Raw genomic sequence first — 20,241 nt, forward strand, 5'->3', positions numbered from 1 at the left:
GGCCCGGCCCGCCCGGCGCCGCCCCCCAAGCGACCGCCGTCACACCGGTCCTCGACCGTGATCGGCGTAGCCTGCAAGCCGCAGCTGAGCGCGGGAGGTGACGCGATGACGGATCGGACAGAGCGGGACCGGACGGCACCGTCGACCACCGGTCGGGTGCTGCGGCCTCGGGCGTGGCCCTCCCCGGTCCGGGCGATGACCCGGATCCTCAACGCCGACGGCTCGCCGCCCGTTTCGGCCCCGACGGGGGCGGGCACCGGCCGCAGCGCTGTTGTCGACTGCGCGCTCTACGTCGACGGCAGGCGCCAGCCCGGCGACTGGACCTACGCGCAGGCGTTGGCCGCTGCCCGCCGCGAGGAGCACGGCTTCGTCTGGATCGGCCTGCACCAGCCGGAGTTGGCCGAGATGACCGCCATCGCGGAGACGTACGGCCTGCATGAGCTGGCGGTCGAGGACGCGGTCAAGGCCGAGCAGCGCCCCAAGCTGGAGCGGTTCGGCGACGTCGTCTTCCTGGTGCTGCGCACCGCCCGCTACTGCGAGCACACCGAGCTGACCGAGAACTCCGAGGTGGTGGAGACCGGGCAGGTGATGCTCTTCATCGGCCCGAACTTCGTGATCAGCGTCCGGCACGGCGATGCCTGCCGGCTTGCCCCGATCCGCGCCGACCTGGAGACCAAGCAGGAGTTGCTGCTGCACGGCCCATGGGCGGTGGCGTACGGGGTGACCGACCGGGTGGTCGACCTCTATCTGGAGGTGGCCGACCAGATCGAGGACGACCTGGACATGCTGGAGGCCGAGGTCTTCGACCGGCACGGCCACGGGCGGATCCAGCGGATCTACCAGATGAAGCGGGAGCTGGTCGAGTTCAAGCGGGCGGTGGTGCCGTTGCAGCGGCCGCTGATGACGCTGACCTCCCAGGTCAACCGGGACGTGCCCAAGGAGATCCGCAAGTACTTCCGGGACGTGCAGGACCACCTCAGCCGCACCGTGGAGCAGGTGAACTCCTACGACGACCTGCTGAACTCGATCCTCCAGGCGCGGCTGGCCCAGGTCACCGTCGACCAGAACAACGACATGCGCAAGATCGCTGCCTGGGCCGGTATCGCCGCGGTCTGGACCGCCATCGCTGGCATCTATGGGATGAACTTCGACAACATGCCCGAGCTGAAGATGACGTACGGCTATCCGGTGGTGTTGGCCCTCATGCTCGGCGTCTCGCTGGCCCTCTACCGCTGGTTCCGCCGCAACGGCTGGCTCTGATCCTGCGATAGCGCCGCTCACGCGGAAGCGCCGGCGAGTGGGTGGACCCACTCGCCGGCGCCCGATGCGCTGCTGTTGATCTCAGCGGCGGCCGTTGGTGCGGGCCGTGTCCTTGCCCAGCGCCTTGGTGAGGTCGTCGGTCGGCCGACCGGAGACGTCGGTGGCGCCCTCGGCGACCGACGGGACCTTGTCGGTCGGGCGGACACCGGTCTGCTTGGCCGGGGCGGTGGTGCTGGCACTGGAGCCGCCGGCCACCGCCGAGCTGCCCGCGCCGGTCATCCCCGCCGCGCCGGACATGGCCGACCCGTCGGACCCCCGGGCGGCGGACGGCGTACGCACCTCGATCGAGTCGACCTCGTCGCGCATCGGCTCCAGGGTGCTGCGGGTCGGGTCGTACTCGGCCCACTCCTGCTGCTCCCGGCGGCGACGCAGCGCGACCGCGCCGGCCAGGCCGGCGATGGCACCCGCCGCCAACAGGCCGGTCATCATCGAGCCGCGACGACGCGGCTGCTTCTTCTTACCGGTGATCCGCATGGTCTTCGACTTGGCCTTCCTGGTCAGCGGCCCTGCGTGCGCGGCGCCGTCACGAGCAGCCGCCGCCAGCGGTGCCAGCGTGGTGAGAGTCGTCCCCCAGCCGGTCGACGCGCGGTCGCGTACCTTCGCGGCCGTCGGTGCGACGTAACCCCGGGCCACCTGGACCCGCGGGCCGACGGTCGCGCCGGCGCCCTTCGCGGCGTGATTGGCTGCCAGCATCAGGTGGCTGATGCTCTGGTTCAGCTCGGCCAACGCCTGCTGCCCCTGGGACTTACGCCGCCCGAATCCAAACACGGTCCTACCTCCTGGGAGTTGTTCCTTCGTCATCCTCCACCTTCGGATGCCTCCGCGATGCCAGATCGGGCACATGGGAGGATCCGCATGGAACTGACCAACGAGTGAGGAGTACCCGTGGCCGAGGCTGTCTACGCCACCCTGCACACCAACGCTGGCCCAATCCGGCTGGAGCTCTTCCCCAACCACGCGCCGAAGACCGTCCGCAACTTCGTCGACCTGGCCGAGGGCAACCGTGAGTACACCGACCCGCGCACCGGTCAGCCGGGCAGTGGTCCGTACTACGACGGCACCATCTCGCACCGCGTGATCAGCGGTTTCATGGTCCAGATGGGCGACCCGACCGGCACCGGTCGGGGCGGGCCGGGCTACAAGTTCGCCGACGAGTTCCACCCGGAGCTGCGGTTCGACCGTCCGTACCTGCTGGCGATGGCGAACGCCGGACCGGGCACCAACGGTTCGCAGTTCTTCATCACCGTGTCCCCGACGCCGCACCTCAACAACCGGCACACCATCTTCGGCCAGGTCGCCGACGAGGAGTCGGTGAAGGTCGTGGATTCGATCGCGAACACCCCGACCGGTCCGAGCGACCGTCCGCTCCAGGACGTCGTCATCGAGCGGGTCGAGATCGAGCGGTCCGCTTCCTGAACGACTGGCGAGGTACCTTTGCTCGCATGATTGAGCGCTCCGGAGCACAGCCGGCGCCGGTGGACCGTGCGGTGGCGGACGGAGGGTCGGCCCGGTGAGCGAGTCTCCGCCGACCACCCCGGTCTGCTACCGGCACCCCGGCCGGGAGACCTACGTCCGGTGCACCCGCTGTGACCGGCCGATCTGCCCGGACTGCATGCGGGACGCCTCGGTCGGGCACCAGTGCCCGGAGTGCGTCAACGAGGGACGTCGCAGTGTCCGGCCGGCGCGTACCGCCTTCGGCGGCGGTACGGCCGGCCGGCACGGCTATGTCACCAAGGCACTGATCGCCCTGAACGTGCTGTTCCTGCTGGCCTCCATCGCCTCCGCCCGGGGCGGGGACGCGGCGGTGGGCGGCTCCGGCTTCGGCGGCCTGATGGGTGGCAGCACGCCGCTGACCGAGTGGGGTGCGGTGCTCGGCCGGGCGTACCTCTCCGACTACACGCTCGGCGGGATCGCCGAGGGCCAGTGGTACCGGCTGGTCACGGCGATGTTCCTGCATTACGGCGTGCTCCACCTGCTGCTCAACATGTGGGCGCTGTGGGTGCTCGGCCGGTCGCTGGAGGCCAACCTCGGGCGGGTGCGGTTCGCCGCGCTCTACCTGATCGCGGGCCTCGGCGGCAACGTGGCCGCCTACCTGTTCAGCAGCCCGCGGGCGGCCACCGTCGGCGCGTCGACCGCCGTGTTCGGTCTCTTCGCCGCGCTGATCATCATCGAGCGCAGGTTGGGCCGGGACATTTCCCGGATCATCCCGATCCTGGTGATCAACCTGGTGTTCACGCTGGCCGTGCCGGGCATCTCGATCCCCGGGCACCTGGGCGGGCTGGTGGTCGGCGCGCTGATGGCGTTGGTGCTCGCCTACGCACCGCGGAGTCGTCGCACGCTGGTGCAGGTCACCGGTGGGGCGATCATCCTGCTGGTCCTGCTCGCGCTGGTGCTCTTCCGGACCGCCGCACTGCTCACCTGACCGGGCGGGCGGCCCGCAACGCGGCGGCCACCTCTTCCGGGGTGGCCCCCAGGTCGTACCGGCCGAACAGGTGCAGCGAGTTGCCCGCGTCGATCTCCAGCGTTTCGCTGGTCAGCCCCAGCCGGGGCCGCCGGTCGACGGCGATCGCCTCGACCGCCGACCAGGGCACCAGCCGCCGGCCGGCGAAGCCGTGGATGACGGTGAGCCCGGCCGGGTCCACCGCCAATCGGACCGGCGCGACCAGGTCACGTACCGCCCAGCCGGCCAGGGCGGCGGCGGCCAGGCCGGCCACCGCCAGGCGGACCGGGTCGCCGTCGGCGAAGAGCAGCCCGAGCGCGACGAGCAGGACGGCGCCGGCCAGTTTCGCCGCCGGCAGGCTCGACGGCACCCGCCACTGCTGTGCCGGGGAGGTCTCATTCACCCGCCCAGCATGCCAGCGGCGGTCGGACTCCGGCACCTCGTGCGGGTGTGGCCGGACGACCGGTCGATGGACGACGTAGGATCGGGGCAGCCCAAGTTACCGGGGAGTAAATATGAGTGACGCGGTCATCGTCGGCGCGGTACGGACCCCGGTCGGGCGGCGCAAGGGCAGTCTCGCCGGCGTCCACCCGGTCGACCTCTCGGCGCACGTGCTGCGCGCCCTCGCCGAGCGCACCGGGCTCGACCCGGCCCAGGTCGACGACGTCTTCTGGGGCTGCGTGTCCCAGGTCGGTGAGCAGTCGTGGAACATCGCCCGCAACGGCGTACTCGCCGCCGGCTGGCCCGAGGCGGTGCCCGGCACCACGGTGGACCGGCAGTGCGGCTCCAGCCAGCAGGCCCTGCACTTCGCCGCCGCGACGGTGCTCTCCGGTCAGGCCGACCTGGTGGTGGCCGGGGGCGTCGAGTCGATGACCCGGGTGCCGATGGGCTCCAGTGTGGCCGGCGGCATGCCGTTCAGTGACCAGCTACGCGCCCGTTACCGGGGCGTCGAGGGCTTCGCCGACGATGCGCCGCTGCCGTTCAACCAGGGGGTCGGGGCCGAGCTGATCGCCCAACGGTGGCGCCTCTCGCGTACCCAACTGGACGAGTTCGCGCTGGCCAGCCACGAGAAGGCGGCCGCCGCGCAGGACGCTGGCGCGTTCGACCCGGAGCTGACCCCGGTGCCGCTCGCCGACGGTGGCAAGTTCGCCGCCGACGAGGGCATCCGCCGGGAGACCTCCCTGGAAAAGCTGGGTGAGCTGGCCACCCCGTTCCGCGCGGACGGCGTGGTGACCGCCGGTTCGGCGTCCCAGATCTCCGACGGCGCCGCGGCCCTCGCGGTGACCACCTCCGACTGGGCCAGCCGACACGGCCTGCGCCCGCTGGCCCGGATCCACACCGCCGTGGTCGCTGCCGACGACCCGGTCACCATGCTCACCGCGCCCATTCCGGCCACCGCGAAGGCGCTGCGCCGCGCGGGGCTGGGCATCGAGGAGATCGGGGTGTACGAGGTGAACGAGGCGTTCGCCCCGGTGCCGCTGGCCTGGCTGGCGGAGACCGAGGCGGACCCGGAGCGGCTCAACCCGCGCGGCGGGGCGATCGCCCTCGGCCACCCGCTCGGCGGCTCCGGTGCCCGGATCATGACCACCATGCTCCAGCACATGCGGGACAACGGCATCCGCTACGGCCTGCAGACCATGTGCGAGGGCGGCGGAATGGCCAACGCCACCATCGTCGAGCTGGTCTGACGCGGGCGGGAAAACGCCTCGCCCGAACGCGGAACGGCCGCCTAAGGTGCCCAGCGTGACGACGATCGCCGGTGAGCCCGCCCCCGACTGGTCCAGCGAGCGGTGGCAGGTGCGGGCCCGATCCTGGGTCGACGCGCAGCTGAGTCGGGCCGGCCGACGGGTGACCGGGCTGGTGGAGCCGAGGCTGCGGCCCTGGTCGCTGGTGTGGCGGGTGCCCACCGACGACGGTCCCGTCTGGTTCAAGGCCAACAACCCGGGCACAGTGCACGAGGCCGTCCTGATCGCGGCGCTCGCCGAGTTGACGCCCGATGAGGTGCTGACGCCGATCGCGGTGGACCCGGCGCAGGGCTGGTCGCTGCTGCCCGATGGCGGCGAGTCGTTGCGCGACGTGCTGGCGCGCGACCCCGACCTGGCGCACTGGGAGCGGGCACTGCCCGGGTACGCGGCGCTGCAACTGGCGAGCGCGTCGCGCGCCGACGAGCTGGTCGCCCTGGGCGTGCCGGATCAGCGTCCGGAGGTGCTGGCCGGTCTCTTCGCCGAGCTGCTCGACGATCACGAGGCGCTGCTGATCGGGGCCGAGGGCGGGCTCAGCCCGGAGGTGCACGAGCGGTTGCGGGCCGAGCTGCCGGCCTTCGAGCAGCGGTGCCGCCGGCTCGCCGACCTCGGCATTCCGGCGACTGTGCAACACGACGACCTGCACGACGGCAACGTCTTCGCCGGCGCGGCCGGGTACCGGTACTTCGACTGGGGCGACGCCTCCGTGGCGCACCCGTTCGGCACGCTGCTGGTGACCCTGCGCTCGATCGGACACGCCGGGAAGCTCGCCGCCGACGACGCCCAGCTGGCGCGGTTGCGCGACGCGTACCTGGAGGCGTGGACCGACCGGTACGACCGACGGACCCTCGTGGAGGCCGCCGACCTCGCGATCGGCCTGGGGCCGGTGAGCCGGTCGCTCTCCTGGCGTCGGGCACTGGACACCCCCGAGGAGTCCCGTGCCGAGTACGCCGACGCGGTCCCGGGCTGGCTGGAGGAGTTGTTCGCCGCCAGTCCACTTCAGCCGAACTCCTGACCATGATCCGTCCGAGTCGGAAGTCGGACAGGCAGTGCGACAGGCGGCGTGGAACTTCCAAAAAACCCGGGTGACCCACGTCACCCTGCTGGGGACGTCGTTGGGCAGGTCATGGACGTCTTCTCCCGAACGTTCCTCCCGGCCGCCGCTGAGGCTGGCCTGGCCGTGCAGACGGTGAGCCGGCACATGCCGGTCTTCCGGCGCTGTGTCGGCTCCGGTGACGCCACCATCCTGGTCACCCGTTGCAGCCGCCCCGACCGTCCGGTCACCGGCGACTACCTGTTGCTACTCACACACCGCCGCCTGGTGGTGACCCAGCAGACCCGCCTGCTGCACCGACTGCGCCTGCACCTCAACACCGAGTTGCGCGAGCTGAGCAACGTCACCTGGAGCCCGGACCCGCGGCTGCAGTCGGTGGAGATGGCGGCCACCGCGATCGACGGGATCCGTGAGCGGTTTCTGATCCGGACCAGTCACCCGAAGCAGGTCTGGCAGCTCGACGCGTTGCTCAACCAGGCGTTCCGGACCCGCCTGCGGCCGCCCGGCGCGAGGGTCGTCGCCAGCATCGGTGACGCACCGGCCGCCGCCCGGCCCGGGATGTTCGCGCCGTCCTGGTGAGCTGATCCCGACCGGACGTCGCCCCGCCTTTACCGAACTCGAACACACACCGATCGCGCCGACCCTTCGCAGTCGGCAATCATGGGCCGGTGACCGTCGAACCACCGCATCGCGGGCTCGTCCTCGTCGTGGAGGACGAGCCGGCCATTGCCGACCTGGTCCGGCTCTACCTGACCCGCGACGGGTTCGGCGTCCACCTGGAACGTGACGGCGAGGCCGGTCTGAGCGCGGCCCGCCGGATGCGTCCGGTGGCCTGCGTCCTGGACATCGCGCTGCCGGGTCTGCCCGGCACCGAGATCTGCCGCCGGCTGCGCGAGGCCGGCGACTGGACCCCGGTCATCTTCCTCACCGCCCGCGACGACGAGGTGGACCGGATCGTCGGTCTCGAGTTGGGCGCCGACGACTACGTCACCAAGCCGTTCAGCCCTCGGGAACTGGTCGCCCGGGTCCGCGCGGTGCTGCGCCGATCCGCCGGCGGCCCGGAGGGCGCGGACCGGCCGCGTGTCGTCGGCCCGGTGACGCTCGACCCGGCCCGCCGTACGGTCACCGCCGCCGGCTCTCCGGTGCAGCTCACCTCCACCGAGTTCGACCTGCTGGCCCACCTGATGGCCCGGCCCGGCCGGGTCTTCACGCGGGAGGAGCTGTTGGCTGGTGTCTGGGGCTACGCGGCGCACGCCGGCACCCGGACGGTGGACGTGCACGTCGCCCAGGTGCGGGCGAAGCTCGGCCCGGCGAGTGTGATCCGGACCCATCGCGGCGTGGGGTACGCGGTCGATGCCTGACCACCCCGGGCACGTCGAGTCGCCGACCATGACCCTGCCGGTGGTGGGCGCCACCTCACCCACCGCACCCCGACGAGGTCGACTCGGCCGTACGCTGACCGCCCGCGCGGTGCTCGTCACCTGCGCGGTGGCGCTGGTGTCGGTGCTGGTCACCGCCATCGTCGCGGTGCCGTTGGCGATCCGTGGCGCGGAGCGGAGCGAGCAGGAGGCGCTCGCCGCCCAGGCCCGACTCGCCGCCGAGGTGCTGCGGACCCGCCTCGACCGGGGGCGCAGCGCCGACGAGGAACGGCTCATCCAGCAACTGCGCGACCAGGGCATCGACGCGTACCTGATCCGTCGTGGGGCGGTCGACCGAGCGGGTCTGCCACAGCGGGTGGTGCAGCGGATCGGGCAGGGCCGCAACGTGTCGGCCCGCCGCTCGGTCAACGGTGAACGGGCCCTGGTCGAGGGTCGGGCCCTGCCCGGCGGCAACGGGGTGGTGCTCTCCCGTCCGCTGGCCAACGGGCTGTGGGCACGGGTGCTGCTCAGTCTGTGGTTGCCGCTGCTGGCCGGGTTGACCGCCGGTGTGGCGGCCGGGCTGCTGCTGGCCCGTCGGCTGGCTCGGCCGATCCGGGTCGCGGCCACCGCCGCCGCCCGACTGCGCGCGGGTGACCGCGCCGTCCGGGTGCCCGTCGAGCCGCCGGACGAGGTCGCCGACCTGGCCGAGGCGTTGAACGGTCTGGCTGCCGCGCTGGCCACCAGCGAGGGCCGACAGCGGGAGTTCCTGCTCTCCGTCTCGCACGAGCTGCGCACCCCGCTGACCGCGATCCGGGGGTACGCCGAGGCGCTCGCCGACGGAGTGCTCGGTGCCGCCGACACGGTGGACACCGGTCGGACGATGCTGGCCGAGGCCCAACACCTGGACCGGCTGATCGGCGACCTGTTGGCACTGGCCCGGCTGGAGGCCGCCGACTTTCCCCTGGAACCGGTGCCGGTGGACCTGACCCGACTGGCAGTGGACGCGGAGCCGACCTGGTCCGGTCGGTGTGCGGCGGTGGGCGTGCCGTTCCGGGTGGAGACGCCCGGTCAGCCGGTGCCCGCGTACACCGATCCGGGGAGGATCCGGCAGGTGCTGGACGGGCTGCTGGAGAACGCGCTGCGGGTCGTACCCCCGGGGTCGCCGGTGGTGCTCGCGGTCCGGTCGGCCGGCGCGGACCCGGCGCACGGCGGCGTGTTGGAGGTCCGCGACGGCGGGCCCGGTTTCACCGACGACGACCTGGCGGTGGCCTTCGAACGCGGTGCGCTGCACGAGCGGTACCGGGGGGTGCGCAAGGTGGGCAGCGGACTGGGGTTGGCGCTGGCCGCCGGGCTGGTCCGCCGGTTGGGCGGGGAGATCGCCGCGGGGCACGCGCCGGAGGGCGGTGCCGCCTTCACCGTCCGGCTGCCCGGTGATCCTTACCTGACCCGAACATCGGTCTGACGCTCCGCTCGTCGTTCCCGGGAAGGCTGAGGGCTCCACTGACAGAGAGGGAGAGTCATGCCACGTTGGGGTATCGCCACCGGCACCACGGCACTGCTCGCGGCGGTCGCGCTCGGCGTCAGCGGCTGCGGCGCGGCCGAGGTGGCCAGCCAGCCCGCCCGGGATGTCGCCGTCGAGGTCGCCGCCGCCATGGGAGTCGAGGGTCAGGCGCTGGCCGCTATGGGCTTCGACGCCGACGACCTGGACGTCCTGACCGTCGCCGCACCGGCCACGCCGACCCCGGGTGCGTCCCCCAGCGCAGAGGAGAAGGCCCGGGAGAAGCGCGGCGAGGAGTGGCGCAAGCGCCGCCAGGCCCGCGTGCTGCTGCGCAAGAACACCCTGCACGGTGAGGCGGTGGTGAAGACGAAGGACGGCGGTACGCAGACCGTCGCCGTGCAGCGCGGCGAGGTGACCGCGATCGACGGCGACTCGATGACCGTCAAGTCCACCGACGGCTTCACCATGACGTGGACCTTCGGCGACGACCTGCGGGTGGTCGAGCGGCGGGCCACAGTGCAGCCGAGCGAGGTCAAAGTCGGCGCGACGCTCGGCGTCGCCGGCGCGAAGGACGGCGACAAGGGCGTGGCCCGGCTCATCCTCGTTCCCCGCGCCAAGTGAGCGCAGGGGCCCTGGTCGCCGCCAGGGCCCCTGCCCTCGTCAGTAGACGCGGGAGCCGATGAAGTCGTCGTGACCGTAGCCGACCGGGTTGGCGGCGGTACGGGCCTCGAACGACCACTGCTGCCGGGTGCTGCTGGAGCAGTTCGCCAACCGCAGGCGAGAGCTGCCCAGCAGCGGGTTGTCGAACGCCACGCAGAGGTTGTTGGCGCTCGCCGGCCTGATCTGGTTACCCACGAAGACGAACTGCTGCGCGCCGGTGCCGTTGCAGTCGTAGATGTTGACAGCGGTGCCGGCGGTCATCGAGCTGTTGGCGACGTCCAGGCAACGGTCGTGGGACAGCTCCGAGTGCAGCGACCGTCGGGCCGAGTCGTACCAGAAGCCCTGGTTACGCCCACCGTGGCAGGAGTACGGCTGCTGCGCGGTGCCGTTGCGGGAGTCGTACCCCTTGCCGTCGACACAGGTGCCGGTGGCCAGGTTGCGCAGCTGCTTGAACTCCAGCAGCCCCGGGTAGAGCACGCCACCACCGGTGCTGGCCGGGTCGACGCAGCTGGCCCGCGTCTGCCCGGAGTTCCAGAACTGGGTGATGCACTGGGCGAACATGCCGTGCCCGCGGGCGTTGGGGTGGAACGACTGTCGGGCGGCGTTCTCGTTCCAGATGCCGACCTCGATGAAGAGGCCGCGGACCGAGGTGTTGTCGGTGCACACCTCGTGCCCGTGGAAGAGCCGGCTGGCGTCCAGGTAGCGGGTGCCGGTGTTCGCCGCGGCCGAGCGCAGCGCCGACTCGAACATCGGCACCGCCTTGTTCCGGGCGAACGCCGCGTCGGCCAGGTAGAGCAGACAACCGCCGGAGTACCAGCCGGGGAAGTTGGGGTTGTCCTCCACGTCGGGGCTGCCGGGGCTCGGGTACGACATCAGCACCAGTTCGTAGTCCGACCGCAGGTAACCGGCGTTGGTCATGGTCTGCCGGATGTCGGTCAGCGCCGACTCCACGGCCTGCCGGCTGCCGTCGGTGCGGATCGTCCACTGGTCGGTGTAGGTGGGGTAGCAGGCGCCCTGGAAGAAGACCCGGCGGACGGCGCAGTCGGTGGCGACCGGACCGAACTGGATGGTGCCGTCACCGTTCGCGCCGACCACCACCCAGATCAGCTTCACGTGCGTGTTGCGCGCCTTGATGCCCAGGTGGTCGCCCTGGTTCAGCTCGTTGTGCTGGGTCGGGCCACCGGCGATCAGGTTCCAGGGGGTGGCACCGGAGCAGGCGATGTTGTACTGCGCGTCCGACGTGATGCCGGTGCGGAAGACCGCCTGGTCGTACGACCGGTCGCACCAGTTGCCGTCCTGGTGGGTGCCGGGGACGTAGTTGCCGACCCCCTCACCGGAGATCTCGCTGTCACCCATGGTGATCAACGCGGTACGTCGTTGTTCGATCGGGCGGATCGCCGGGCTGCCGTAGAGGGCGGTCGCCTCGGCGGCCCGGATGGCTTCGAGGTTGGCGGGGAGTGGTTGGACGGCTGGCCGGTCGGCGGCGGTGGCGGGGGTGGCCGGTCCGGCGAGCATCGGTAGGACGAGAGCGGCGACGGCGACGGCGACGGTGATGGCCCGTCGTCGGGTCGCGCGTTCGGGCCTGGCGGGGATTGCAGGCATCGACGCACTCCTTTCGGCTCAATCGCGGGACGTCGATTGAGTTACCAGACGGTAACGTGCGGATCAACAGATGTGAATGCGCTTCAGGTCCTTGCGCGCGGGATGCAGAACCGCCCGGATCGGACTTATCCGGGCCCGCGCGCCACCGCCAAGGCGACGCCCGGCCGGCTTCTGGTTCAGCGGCCCGGCGGCGGTGCGGCCCGCTTCTGGTTCAGCGGCCCGGCGGCAGGGCGTAGCCCACGTAGCCGCGGAACTCCAGCCGCCAGCCGGCCGGGACGAGTTTGGCGCAGGCCGCCTTGGTGCCGGTGCAGACGATCGCGTCGACCGAGGAGGGGTCGGCCGGCGGTCGTTCCGGCAGTACCGACTGCAACGCCACCAGGTCCGGTGAGCCGCCGTCGGGCTGCCGCAGCAGCAGCCACCACGGGTACTCCCAGTTGTCGTTCTGCTGTACCAGCCCGACCCGTCGCGCACCGCTGTCCTGGACCGCTGTCGCCGCCCAGCGGAACTCGTCGGCCCACTGGGGGCGGCGCAGGAACCGGGTGTCCCAGTCCGAGGTGGTGAAGACCGAGCCAGCGCCGACCAGCCGGCGCGGAAAGCCGTACGACAGTGCGAGCACCCCGGCCAGCGCCGAGGTGGCCAGCACGGTGAGGGCCGCCACTGTGGCAACCGTTCGACGCCCACCCGCGCGGTTGCGCAGGAGAGCGTCCAGCCAGAGGCCGGCGAGGGGCACGGCGAGCACCACGGCGTAGAGCAGCAGCCGGTTGCCCCACGGCTGCCACTTGATCATCGCGCTGTGCAGCAGCACGGCGGTCAGCACCACCACGGCGTACGCCCGCAGTGACCCGGCCCGCTCGGGAGCGATCCGCCGTGGGCGGGCGAGCGCGATCACCGCACCGATCGCCGCCAACGCCCCGGCCACCGGGAACGCCACCCGGTCCTCGTCCGGATACCAGGCCGGCTCCGGGAACAGTTCCCGCCCGAAGGTGATCGCGCGGTCCTGCGGGTCGACCCCGATCGCCTCGGCGCCGCTGATGATCACCTCGGCCCCGGCCCGACGCAGCGGCGCCAGCGGCGTGTCGAAAGCGGTGTGCCCGATCCGTAGCGCGTTGACCACTATCGACGCCGGGTCGTGCCGCTCCATCGGAATGGACTCGCGCAGCCGGGGCGGCCCCAGCGGGTGCCCGAACTCGGCGGTCACCCGGGCCAGGAACGGGCCGACCACCACGGCCGCGACCAGCAGGATCAGCACCGAACCACCGACCGTGCGGGCCAGCCCACCGACCGGCCAGGACCGCCCACCCCCGGCCGCCGCTGCCGGGTCGGTCGACGTGGCGTTCCTGCTCCGGGCCAGCCTCAACTGGGCAAGTCCCCAGAGCACCAGCAGCGGGCCGACCGCGATCAGGCCGCTGGTCTTGGTCACCGCGGTCAGCCCGGTGGCCGCCCCCAGCCCGAGCAGCGTGCCCCAGCCGGTCCGTCGACTCAGCCCGTCCAGCACCATCGTCGCCGCGCAGGCCACCCACGCCGCGCAGATCAGGTCGGTCTGCGTGCTGGTCGCCTGGAGCACCACCATCGGGGTGGTCGCCAGCACGAACGCGGTGAGCAACTGGGCCCGCCGGCCGCCGCCGAGCTGTGCGGTGATCCGGGCGGCCACCAGGAGGCAGACCACTCCGGCCGCCCACTGCACCAGGTTGTACAGGTGGTCCCCGCCGGTGAGCAGGCGCAGGTGCAGCAGCAGATACTCGGCTCCGGGCGGGATGGTCACCTGCCGGTGGATGGCGGTGGACCAGAAGTCCAGGTCGCCCTGGGCCACCCAGTGCTCCACCTTTGGCAGGTGGTACGTCTGCGAGTCGAAGTTGTTCGGCTCGGCCAGCAGCGCGACCAGCAGCTCCACCAGGACCAGCCCGCCGACCGTGCCGGCGAGGAGCCGCTCACCCGGTCGGGCCGTACGCCACGCGTCGACCGCCACGGCACGAAGGTCGGCGAACCCCCGGCCAGCCCGGGTCGGCGCGGGGACGGGCGCACCCCTCTCGGCGGCCGGGGCGGACACGTCGGGTCCGCCACCGGACACCACCGCGCCGACCGGCACCGGCCGCGATGCGGTGCTGACTGCCGGCGCAGCGCTGACCGGCACCGATGCGGCGGCGGGCGGCTGCCCGAGGCGGGTCGCCCGTCGCCAGCGCAGACCGGCCGCCGCCGCGGCCGCGACCAGGAAGAGCAGCCAGGCGACGGTGAACGCGCCTCGGGTCAACGCGTGCGACGCGCCGAGCACCTCGACGACGAGCACGGCGTACGCCCCGGTGAGCAGGACGGCGCGCACCACGGCGAGCCGCAGCGGTGCGACCGCGCCAGCCTCGCGTGGCATCACCGCGACGATGAGCAGGAGCACCGCGGCGGCAGGAACCGCCGCGAGCAGGGAGCCGGCAGCCGACATGGCGGAAGTAAACACCATTGATCTGAAGCCGCCGCGCCGACTGCCCAGCGGTAGCGGTACGCGGTAAACAAACCAACCAGGCTAGGCTATGGCCGACGTGTTGCCGCCACCGTGGAGATCCCCGTGAAGCTCTCGATCCTCATGCCGGTCTACAACGAGGAAGAACGCATCGCGGATGCCCTCAAGCAGGCATTGGCGGTGGACTATCCCTGTGAGATCGAATTGGTAGTCGTCGACGACGGCAGCCGCGACGGCACCGGCGAGGTCCTCGGTCGCGCCGACGACGCGCGCCTGCGGGTCATCACCCACCAGCGCAACGCCGGCAAGGGTGCCGCCATCAAGACGGCGGTCGACAGCGCCGAGGGTGACTACATGGTCATCCTCGACGCCGACCTGGAGTACGACCCGCAGGACATTCCCAAGCTGCTCGACCCGGTGCTCGACGGTCGGGCCACGGTGGTCTACGGCAATCGCACCTTCGGCAGCCACAGCGCCTACAGCTTCTGGTACGTGATGGGCAACAAGGGCGTCACGATGGCGGCCAACGTGCTGTTCAACTCGTACATCGGTGACCTGGAGACCTGCTTCAAGCTGATGCCGGTGGCGCTCTACCGGTCGCTCCAGGTGCGCTCGCGCGGCTTCGGCATGGAGGCCGAGGTGACCGGCAAGCTGCTGCGTCGCCGGATCCGGCCGTACGAGGTGCCGATCAGCTACCGGGCGCGCGGCCGGGAAGAGGGCAAGAAGATCACCTGGAAGGACGGCGTCGAGGCGATCTGGATCCTCGGGCGCGAGCGCGCTCGCCGCCGCCCCGCCGTCTCAGCCGCCAACTGACCCCAGGAACGCGCTGATCGACCGCCGCAGGCCGTCGGCGTCCAGACCATGCCACCGGGCGTGGTCGGCCGGATCGCCGTACCGTCGCAGGTCGGTCTGACCCACCCCGAGGGCGAGCAGCCGGTGCGGTACGTCCGCCAGAGCCCGGCTGACGAGCGCGCTCGACGTTCCCGCCAGGTACGGCTCGACCAGCACCACGTCGGTGTTGGCGAGCGCCCGCAGCCCGGGCGTGTCGAGCGGCCGGGGCGTGTGGGTGTACGCCACGGTCACGTCCATTCCCTCGGTCGCGGCCACTGTGGGGTCGAGCATCGGTCCGACCGCCACCACGAGGGGCGCATTCGTCCCGCCTCGCCGAATCACCCGTAGCCGGGTGGCGTCCGGGTACGCCTCGGCGTTGCGCTGCTCGGAGAGCCGCAGGTAGATCGGATCGTCGGTGGTCGCGGCGTTGCGCAGCAGCGGCGCCACCTCACCGGGGTGGCCGGGCACCCGGACCGTCCAGCCGTCACCGAGGGAGTCGAAGAGCGCCACGTCCCCGGGCGACTGGTGGGTGCGGCCCTCAGCCGACCCGTCGTACGACGCGCCGATGCTGACCAGGACGGCGCCCACGCCCTGGTGGTCCAGATCCAACTTGATCTGCTCGTACGCCCGGTCCACCAGGAACGTCGCGTACGAGTGCGCGATCGGACGCAGCCCGGTCAGGGCGAGCCCGCCGGCCACGCCGATCATCAGTTGCTCCCGGATCCCGACGTTGAGCACCCGGTCCGGGTGGCGGTGGCCGGCCGAGGCGAACTGGCTCGCCGAGATGTCGGCCAGCACCAGTGCGGTACGCGGATCCTCGTCGAGGAGCGCGGTGGTGGTGTCGATGAAGGCGGTACGCATGTCGGTCATCCCCTGTTCTCGATGCGGGCGACCACCAGGTGCGGGTGTCGTGGTCGGTGCCCGGTCAGCGCCGCGTACAGGGCTTCGTGGTTCCGGCCGTCGACGGTGTCGGCGGTCCAACCGTTGACGGTGAACCGGCTGGCGATGCCACCGGCCCACCCGTGGCTGGCCGACGAGTTGTCGACCACGACCGCGGTGAGGCTGTCCAGGCCGGTCGCTCCCGCGTACGCGATCGCCTCGTGGTTGGATCCCTCGTCCAGTTCGGCATCGCCGAGCAGCACGTACACCCGGGGGTTGAGCAGCCCCTGGGCGCGCAGGCCGAGGGCTGTGCCGACGGCCAGCCCGAGCCCGTGCCCGAGGGAGCCGGAGCCGATCTCGACCCCGGGCACCAGGAGTCGGTCCGGGTGGTGGCCGAGCCGGCTCTCCGGCCCGGCCAGGTCGTCGAGCCACGCGTCCGGGATGAAGCCGTGCGCGGCGAGCACCGCGTAGTAGGCGGCCGGTCCGTGGCCCTTGGAGAGCAGGAACCGGTCCCGCTCCGGGTCGTCGGCGGTGTCGGGGGTGACCCGCAGCACGCGGTCGTAGAGCACCTGGAGCACGTCGACGGTGGAGTGCGCGCTCGGCGCGTGCTTCTCGTCGCCGGTCAGTCGTCGGATCAGCCCGGGCAGTCGGGCGCTGCTGTCGGTGGGCAGTGTCGTGGTCATGCCACTACTGTGTGAGTTGAAGTGGACTTCAACTCAAGGACCTGGTGATGCCGGATCTACTGACGATCGGTGAGCTGTCCGCCCGCTCCGGGGTGGCACCGTCGGCGCTGCGCTACTACGAGCGACTCGGGCTGATCCGCGCCGACCGCACCGGCGGCAACCAGCGCCGGTACGCCCGCGCCGAGCTGCGGCGGGTCGCCTTCATCCGGATCTCCCAGCAGGTCGGCGTCTCGCTCGACGAGATCCGCGAGGCACTCGACTCGCTCCCCGAGGCCCGCACCCCGAGCCCACAGGACTGGGCGCGGCTCTCGGCGAGCTGGCGCAGCCGGCTGGACGAGCGGATCCGGCTGCTCACCAAGCTCCGCGACGACCTGGACGGCTGCATCGGCTGCGGCTGCCTGTCCTTGCAACGCTGCACGCTCAACAACCCGGAGGACACGCTGGCCGGCGAGGGCCCGGGCGCCCGGCTGGTGCTGCCCCGACCGACGGACGACCCGACGCTGGCAGGCTCGCTCAGCTGACCGCCACCCGGCAGGCTGGCTCAACTGACGATCGACCGCCGTGGGCTGGCTCAGCTGACGGCCGACCCGCCACCCGGCGGGCGGGTGAGCAGCACCTTGCCGAAGTGGTCGTTCGACTCGACGAGCCGGTGCGCCTGCGCCGCCTCGGTCATCGGCAGCCGCCGGTCCACGATCGGCCGGATCCGGCCCGCCTCGACCAACGGCCACACCTCGTCCCGTACGCCCTGGACGATCTCCGCCTTCTCCGCGAGCGGACGGGACCGTAGCGACGTCGCGGTGACGCTCGCCTGCTTGCTCAGCAGCGCGCCGAGATCCAACTCGGCCTTGCGCCCGCCCTGCATCCCGATCACCACGAGCCGGCCGCCGGTGGCCAGCGCGGAGACGTTCCGCCCCAGGTAGGACCCACCCATGATGTCGAGGATGACGTCCACGCCGCGCCCGTCGGTGACCCGCTGGACCTCCTCGACGAAGTCCTGCTCCCGGTAGTCGATCAGGTGTGCGGCGCCCAGCTCACGCAGCCGGGCGTGCTTACCCTCCCGCGCGGTGGTCAGCACTGTCACGCCGAGGGCAGCCCCGAGCTGGACGGCGAACGTGCCGATCCCGCTGCCCCCGCCGTGCACCAGCAGCGTGTCGCCCGCACCGAGCCGTGCCACCTGGACCAGGTTCGACCAGACCGTGCAGGCCACCTCGGGCAGCGCCGCCGCGTCGACCGGGTCGCAGGCCGGCAGCGGCAGCAACTGCCCGGCGGGGACCGCCACCCGCTCCGCGTACCCGCCACCGGCCAGCAACGCGCAGACCTGCTGCCCGACCGCCCATCCGGCGACCTCCGCGCCGACCTCAGTGACCACCCCGGAGCACTCCAACCCGGGATACGCTGGCGCGCCCGGCGGCGGCGGGTAGTGCCCCTGCCGTTGCAGCAGGTCAGCGCGGTTGACCCCGCTGGCCCGCACATCCACGATCACCTCGTTGGGCCCCAGCTCCGGGTCGGGCACCTCGGCCCAGACCATTGCGTCGGGTCCACCGGGCTGCGGAATCGTGATGGCTCGCATGGGCCCAGTCTTCCCGATCTCACCGGGTGCCGCAGGCGCACCGTCTGGCCCACTGTGGACCCAGCAGACCGCCTGGCCGGCGCACCGGGGAGGGACGCCGGGCCGCCCGGAGCGAGGCGTGGCAGACTATGCGTGGCCGTACGCCCACGGGTGACGGCCCAGGAGGGTTCGCCTAGTGGCCGATGGCGCTGGTCTTGAAAACCGGTAAGGCAGCGATGTCTTCGTGGGTTCGAATCCCACACCCTCCGCCTGGTGATACGGCTGTTTACGCAGCTCAGCCCCTGGTTGCAAGCGGGGGCTGTCTGCTGGGCGGTGCCTCTCGGTCACTCCGGCGGGTCGGTGGCCCGCCGCTCCCGGCGGATCGTCTCCTCGGCCAGCCGCTCGACCGCACGTCGGCGTTCCTCGGCGATGGCTCGCTCGTCCCGGCGGCGGAACGCGGTGACGACGGCTACCGCGAAGTCCCGCCAGATGCCGGCCACGATGTCCCCCTGCGGAACGTTGCCCGAACTCAAACGTAGCTCCGCGAAACCACAGTCGGGTCAGCGCGCGCTTCCGGTCGTCGGGAGGGCCGTGGCGGGGTAAGAAGGGGCTGGTATCTCCGCACATCGGAAGGACGCGTCCCCATGACCCTGGAACGACCGATCGCCCCGGACCCGTACGAGCTGCTGCCGACGGTGCCGTCGTTCACGCTGACGAGTGACGACGTGCAGAACGGCGAGCCGATGGACGCCCGGCACGCGCATGGCAGCACCGGGGGCGACAACGTCTCGCCGCAGCTGACCTGGTCGGATTTCCCCGCCGAGACGAAGAGCTTCACGGTGACCTGCTACGACCCGGACGCGCCGACCGGCAGCGGTTTCTGGCACTGGGTGCTGGTGAACGTGCCGGTCAACGTCACCCAGTTGCCCACCGGGGCCGGTGGCGCGGCGGGCACCGACCTCGGTGGGGCGTTCTCGGTCCGCAACGACTACGGCGAGCAGGGCTACGGCGGCGCGGCTCCGCCGCCCGGCGACCGCCCGCACCGGTACGTCTTCGCGGTGCACGCCCTGGACGTCGACCGCCTGGACCTGACCCCGGACGCCAGCCCCGCCTACGTCGGCTTCAACCTGACATTCCACACCCTGGCGAGGGCGGTAATCCGCCCCACGTACCAGATCAAGGAATAACCCCGCCCCCAGCTCCCGCGATCTTGCACTTACTGTCCCGACATCCCTGACATAACAGGCATAAAGACGACAGGAAGTGCAAGATCGTCGGGGCCGGGGCCGGGGCCGGGGCCGGGGCCGGGGCCGGGGCCGGGGCCGGGGCCGGGGCCGGGGTCAGGCTGGGACGCGGGCCACGGCGAAGACGGACTGGCCGAACGGCGGAAGGACGAGCTGCTCGGCGGCCTTGGTCGCGGGCAGGACGAGGGTGTCGTACACCTTGACCATCGGGCCCTCCTTCGGCATCAGCCGGAAGACCTTGGTGGCCATGAAGTAGCCGATCAGCCCGAGCGCGTTGGCGTAGTGCATCTTCTCGATGGTCAGGCCGGCGTCGGTCATCGCCGCCCCGAGCGTCTTCTTCGTGTAGCGGCGGACGTGTCCGGTGGCGATGTCGGCCGGGCCCATCGCGAACTGGAACGCGGGCACGATGATGATCACGGCGCCGCCGGGTCGGACCAGGTCGCGCATGCTCTGCAGCGCGCCCACGTGGTCCTCGATGTGCTCCAGGACGTTGTACGAGACGGCGGCGCTGTAGTCGCCCCGGTCGTTGTGCGGCAGCAGCATCTGCCGGACTTCGATGTTCGGACGGCCGGCGAGGCGCTCCTTGAGCTGCACCAGCCGGTCCGGGTCGGCCTCGGTGGCGGTGAACCGCGGCAGCCGTTCGGACCATTCCAGCGCGTAGTCACCGAGGCCGCTGCCGATCTCGATCGGGTCGTCGCCGAGGTACGGCACGGCCAGTTCGATGAACCAGCGGCGGTGGTTGACAGCTGTTGCCAGGCCTTCCAGCACCTCGGACTGCACCCGCTGATCCCCAGTGATTTCTGCCATGCGTCGATTCCTCACGATATGAACTCGACCCGTGCCTGGACCGACAGAGTGAATCATCCGCTGGGATGGCGAAAGAATCGGGGCATCGGGGTGGCCGAATTGTGGTCGGGGGGTGGGTTCGTGAT

At 71.7% G+C, this 20,241-nt stretch carries 21 protein-coding genes and 1 tRNA gene; 13 read left to right on the plus strand and 9 right to left on the minus strand.

The window, feature by feature from the left end; translation table 11 throughout:
- The first annotated feature begins 105 nt into the window (after window positions 1-105).
- A complete protein-coding gene (gene corA, locus ABTW72_RS07095) occupies window positions 106-1,260 on the plus strand; it encodes a magnesium/cobalt transporter CorA (RefSeq protein WP_350855255.1) in 1,155 nt (384 codons plus the stop codon).
- 81 nt (window positions 1,261-1,341) lie between these two features.
- Here corA and ABTW72_RS07100 read toward each other — a convergent pair whose 3' ends face one another.
- Entirely contained in the window at window positions 1,342-2,121 is a 780-nt protein-coding gene (locus tag ABTW72_RS07100) for a hypothetical protein (RefSeq protein WP_350855258.1), read from the minus strand.
- An 84-nt stretch (window positions 2,122-2,205) separates the two neighbouring features.
- On the opposite strand from ABTW72_RS07100, the gene ABTW72_RS07105 reads away from it, so the two are divergent.
- Window positions 2,206-2,736, plus strand: coding sequence for a peptidylprolyl isomerase (locus ABTW72_RS07105; RefSeq protein WP_203148254.1), 531 nt, complete (start codon window positions 2,206-2,208; stop codon window positions 2,734-2,736).
- Window positions 2,737-2,830: 94 nt separating this feature from the next.
- Window positions 2,831-3,742 carry a rhomboid family intramembrane serine protease gene (locus ABTW72_RS07110; protein ID WP_350855261.1) on the plus strand — a complete coding sequence of 304 codons (912 nt, stop codon included), beginning with the start codon at window positions 2,831-2,833 and terminating at the stop codon, window positions 3,740-3,742.
- On the opposite strand, the gene ABTW72_RS07115 is transcribed toward ABTW72_RS07110, so the two are convergent.
- On the minus strand, window positions 3,735-4,163 hold the full coding sequence (locus tag ABTW72_RS07115) for a PH domain-containing protein (protein WP_350855264.1): 429 nt from the start codon (window positions 4,161-4,163) through the stop codon (window positions 3,735-3,737). The genes ABTW72_RS07110 and ABTW72_RS07115 overlap by 8 nt on opposite strands.
- A gap of 112 nt (window positions 4,164-4,275) precedes the next feature.
- Here ABTW72_RS07115 and ABTW72_RS07120 point away from each other — a divergent pair, with 112 nt between their 5' ends.
- From ABTW72_RS07120 to ABTW72_RS07145, 6 genes are all read left to right on the plus strand, one after another.
- Window positions 4,276-5,448 carry a thiolase family protein gene (locus tag ABTW72_RS07120; RefSeq protein ID WP_350855267.1) on the plus strand — a complete coding sequence of 391 codons (1,173 nt, stop codon included), beginning with the start codon at window positions 4,276-4,278 and terminating at the stop codon, window positions 5,446-5,448.
- 55 nt (window positions 5,449-5,503) lie between these two features.
- Window positions 5,504-6,517 carry a phosphotransferase family protein gene (locus ABTW72_RS07125; protein ID WP_350855270.1) on the plus strand — a complete coding sequence of 338 codons (1,014 nt, stop codon included), beginning with the start codon at window positions 5,504-5,506 and terminating at the stop codon, window positions 6,515-6,517.
- 111 nt (window positions 6,518-6,628) lie between these two features.
- Window positions 6,629-7,135 (plus strand): hypothetical protein, encoded by a 507-nt coding sequence (locus tag ABTW72_RS07130; protein WP_112675276.1) that lies wholly within the window; start codon window positions 6,629-6,631, stop codon window positions 7,133-7,135.
- An 89-nt stretch (window positions 7,136-7,224) separates the two neighbouring features.
- Entirely contained in the window at window positions 7,225-7,917 is a 693-nt protein-coding gene (locus tag ABTW72_RS07135) for a response regulator transcription factor (RefSeq protein WP_350855273.1), read from the plus strand.
- Complete coding sequence (locus ABTW72_RS07140; protein ID WP_350855276.1) at window positions 7,910-9,376, plus strand: sensor histidine kinase; 1,467 nt, start codon at window positions 7,910-7,912, stop codon at window positions 9,374-9,376. Before ABTW72_RS07135 ends, ABTW72_RS07140 begins: the two co-directional genes overlap by 8 nt.
- Window positions 9,377-9,433: 57 nt before the next feature.
- Window positions 9,434-10,033: a hypothetical protein gene (locus ABTW72_RS07145; RefSeq protein ID WP_350855279.1), complete on the plus strand. Its 600-nt coding sequence runs from the start codon at window positions 9,434-9,436 to the stop codon at window positions 10,031-10,033.
- 39 nt (window positions 10,034-10,072) lie between these two features.
- On the opposite strand, the gene ABTW72_RS07150 is transcribed toward ABTW72_RS07145, so the two are convergent.
- On the minus strand, window positions 10,073-11,674 hold the full coding sequence (locus ABTW72_RS07150) for a ricin-type beta-trefoil lectin domain protein (protein ID WP_350855282.1): 1,602 nt from the start codon (window positions 11,672-11,674) through the stop codon (window positions 10,073-10,075).
- A 211-nt stretch (window positions 11,675-11,885) separates the two neighbouring features.
- Window positions 11,886-14,105 (minus strand): glycosyltransferase family 39 protein, encoded by a 2,220-nt coding sequence (locus ABTW72_RS07155; RefSeq protein WP_350855285.1) that lies wholly within the window; start codon window positions 14,103-14,105, stop codon window positions 11,886-11,888.
- A gap of 123 nt (window positions 14,106-14,228) precedes the next feature.
- Between ABTW72_RS07155 and ABTW72_RS07160 the strand changes: the two genes are divergently transcribed.
- On the plus strand, window positions 14,229-14,936 hold the full coding sequence (locus ABTW72_RS07160) for a glycosyltransferase family 2 protein (protein ID WP_238669965.1): 708 nt from the start codon (window positions 14,229-14,231) through the stop codon (window positions 14,934-14,936).
- On the opposite strand, the gene ABTW72_RS07165 is transcribed toward ABTW72_RS07160, so the two are convergent.
- Together ABTW72_RS07165 and ABTW72_RS07170 are read right to left on the minus strand one after the other, a co-directional pair.
- On the minus strand, window positions 14,922-15,815 hold the full coding sequence (locus ABTW72_RS07165) for a transketolase family protein (protein WP_350855475.1): 894 nt from the start codon (window positions 15,813-15,815) through the stop codon (window positions 14,922-14,924). The genes ABTW72_RS07160 and ABTW72_RS07165 overlap by 15 nt on opposite strands.
- A gap of 5 nt (window positions 15,816-15,820) precedes the next feature.
- On the minus strand, window positions 15,821-16,516 hold the full coding sequence (locus ABTW72_RS07170; RefSeq protein ID WP_350855288.1) for a thiamine pyrophosphate-binding protein: 696 nt from the start codon (window positions 16,514-16,516) through the stop codon (window positions 15,821-15,823).
- A 47-nt stretch (window positions 16,517-16,563) separates the two neighbouring features.
- Here ABTW72_RS07170 and soxR point away from each other — a divergent pair, with 47 nt between their 5' ends.
- The gene (soxR, locus tag ABTW72_RS07175; protein WP_112637862.1) at window positions 16,564-17,037 is read left to right on the plus strand and encodes a redox-sensitive transcriptional activator SoxR; all 474 of its coding nucleotides are present in this window, start codon (window positions 16,564-16,566) and stop codon (window positions 17,035-17,037) included.
- A 50-nt stretch (window positions 17,038-17,087) separates the two neighbouring features.
- Here soxR and ABTW72_RS07180 read toward each other — a convergent pair whose 3' ends face one another.
- Window positions 17,088-18,086 (minus strand): NAD(P)H-quinone oxidoreductase, encoded by a 999-nt coding sequence (locus tag ABTW72_RS07180; RefSeq protein WP_350855292.1) that lies wholly within the window; start codon window positions 18,084-18,086, stop codon window positions 17,088-17,090.
- A gap of 161 nt (window positions 18,087-18,247) precedes the next feature.
- On the opposite strand from ABTW72_RS07180, the gene ABTW72_RS07185 reads away from it, so the two are divergent.
- Window positions 18,248-18,334 (plus strand) — tRNA-Ser (locus tag ABTW72_RS07185).
- Window positions 18,335-18,409: 75 nt separating this feature from the next.
- Here the strand turns inward: ABTW72_RS07185 and ABTW72_RS07190 are convergent.
- The gene (locus tag ABTW72_RS07190) at window positions 18,410-18,598 is read right to left on the minus strand and encodes a hypothetical protein (RefSeq protein ID WP_350855295.1); all 189 of its coding nucleotides are present in this window, start codon (window positions 18,596-18,598) and stop codon (window positions 18,410-18,412) included.
- 111 nt (window positions 18,599-18,709) lie between these two features.
- Here ABTW72_RS07190 and ABTW72_RS07195 point away from each other — a divergent pair, with 111 nt between their 5' ends.
- Window positions 18,710-19,252 (plus strand): YbhB/YbcL family Raf kinase inhibitor-like protein, encoded by a 543-nt coding sequence (locus ABTW72_RS07195; RefSeq protein WP_112724999.1) that lies wholly within the window; start codon window positions 18,710-18,712, stop codon window positions 19,250-19,252.
- Window positions 19,253-19,405: 153 nt separating this feature from the next.
- Here the strand turns inward: ABTW72_RS07195 and ABTW72_RS07200 are convergent, their stop codons facing one another.
- Window positions 19,406-20,116, minus strand: a complete 711-nt coding sequence (locus tag ABTW72_RS07200) for a class I SAM-dependent methyltransferase (RefSeq protein ID WP_350855298.1) — start codon at window positions 20,114-20,116, stop codon at window positions 19,406-19,408.
- Window positions 20,117-20,241 lie beyond the last annotated feature (125 nt).

Origin of the sequence: Micromonospora sp. NPDC127501, from assembly GCF_040302185.1 — a bacterium.
Classification (GTDB): domain Bacteria; phylum Actinomycetota; class Actinomycetes; order Mycobacteriales; family Micromonosporaceae; genus Micromonospora.

Excerpts from the sequence above, each read along its gene's own strand:
- corA (WP_350855255.1), top strand. The coding sequence starts at position 106 with ATGACGGATCGGACAGAGCGGGACCGGACGGCACCGTCGACCACCGGT.
- ABTW72_RS07100 (WP_350855258.1), bottom strand. The coding sequence starts at position 2,121 with ATGACGAAGGAACAACTCCCAGGAGGTAGGACCGTGTTTGGATTCGGG.
- ABTW72_RS07120 (WP_350855267.1), top strand. The coding sequence starts at position 4,276 with ATGAGTGACGCGGTCATCGTCGGCGCGGTACGGACCCCGGTCGGGCGG.
- ABTW72_RS07130 (WP_112675276.1), top strand. The coding sequence starts at position 6,629 with ATGGACGTCTTCTCCCGAACGTTCCTCCCGGCCGCCGCTGAGGCTGGC.
- ABTW72_RS07140 (WP_350855276.1), top strand. The coding sequence starts at position 7,910 with ATGCCTGACCACCCCGGGCACGTCGAGTCGCCGACCATGACCCTGCCG.
- ABTW72_RS07145 (WP_350855279.1), top strand. The coding sequence starts at position 9,434 with ATGCCACGTTGGGGTATCGCCACCGGCACCACGGCACTGCTCGCGGCG.
- ABTW72_RS07150 (WP_350855282.1), bottom strand. The coding sequence starts at position 11,674 with ATGCCTGCAATCCCCGCCAGGCCCGAACGCGCGACCCGACGACGGGCC.
- ABTW72_RS07155 (WP_350855285.1), bottom strand. The coding sequence starts at position 14,105 with ATGTCGGCTGCCGGCTCCCTGCTCGCGGCGGTTCCTGCCGCCGCGGTG.
- ABTW72_RS07165 (WP_350855475.1), bottom strand. The coding sequence starts at position 15,815 with ATGCGTACCGCCTTCATCGACACCACCACCGCGCTCCTCGACGAGGAT.
- ABTW72_RS07170 (WP_350855288.1), bottom strand. The coding sequence starts at position 16,516 with ATGACCACGACACTGCCCACCGACAGCAGCGCCCGACTGCCCGGGCTG.
- soxR (WP_112637862.1), top strand. The coding sequence starts at position 16,564 with ATGCCGGATCTACTGACGATCGGTGAGCTGTCCGCCCGCTCCGGGGTG.
- ABTW72_RS07180 (WP_350855292.1), bottom strand. The coding sequence starts at position 18,086 with ATGCGAGCCATCACGATTCCGCAGCCCGGTGGACCCGACGCAATGGTC.
- ABTW72_RS07195 (WP_112724999.1), top strand. The coding sequence starts at position 18,710 with ATGACCCTGGAACGACCGATCGCCCCGGACCCGTACGAGCTGCTGCCG.
- ABTW72_RS07200 (WP_350855298.1), bottom strand. The coding sequence starts at position 20,116 with ATGGCAGAAATCACTGGGGATCAGCGGGTGCAGTCCGAGGTGCTGGAA.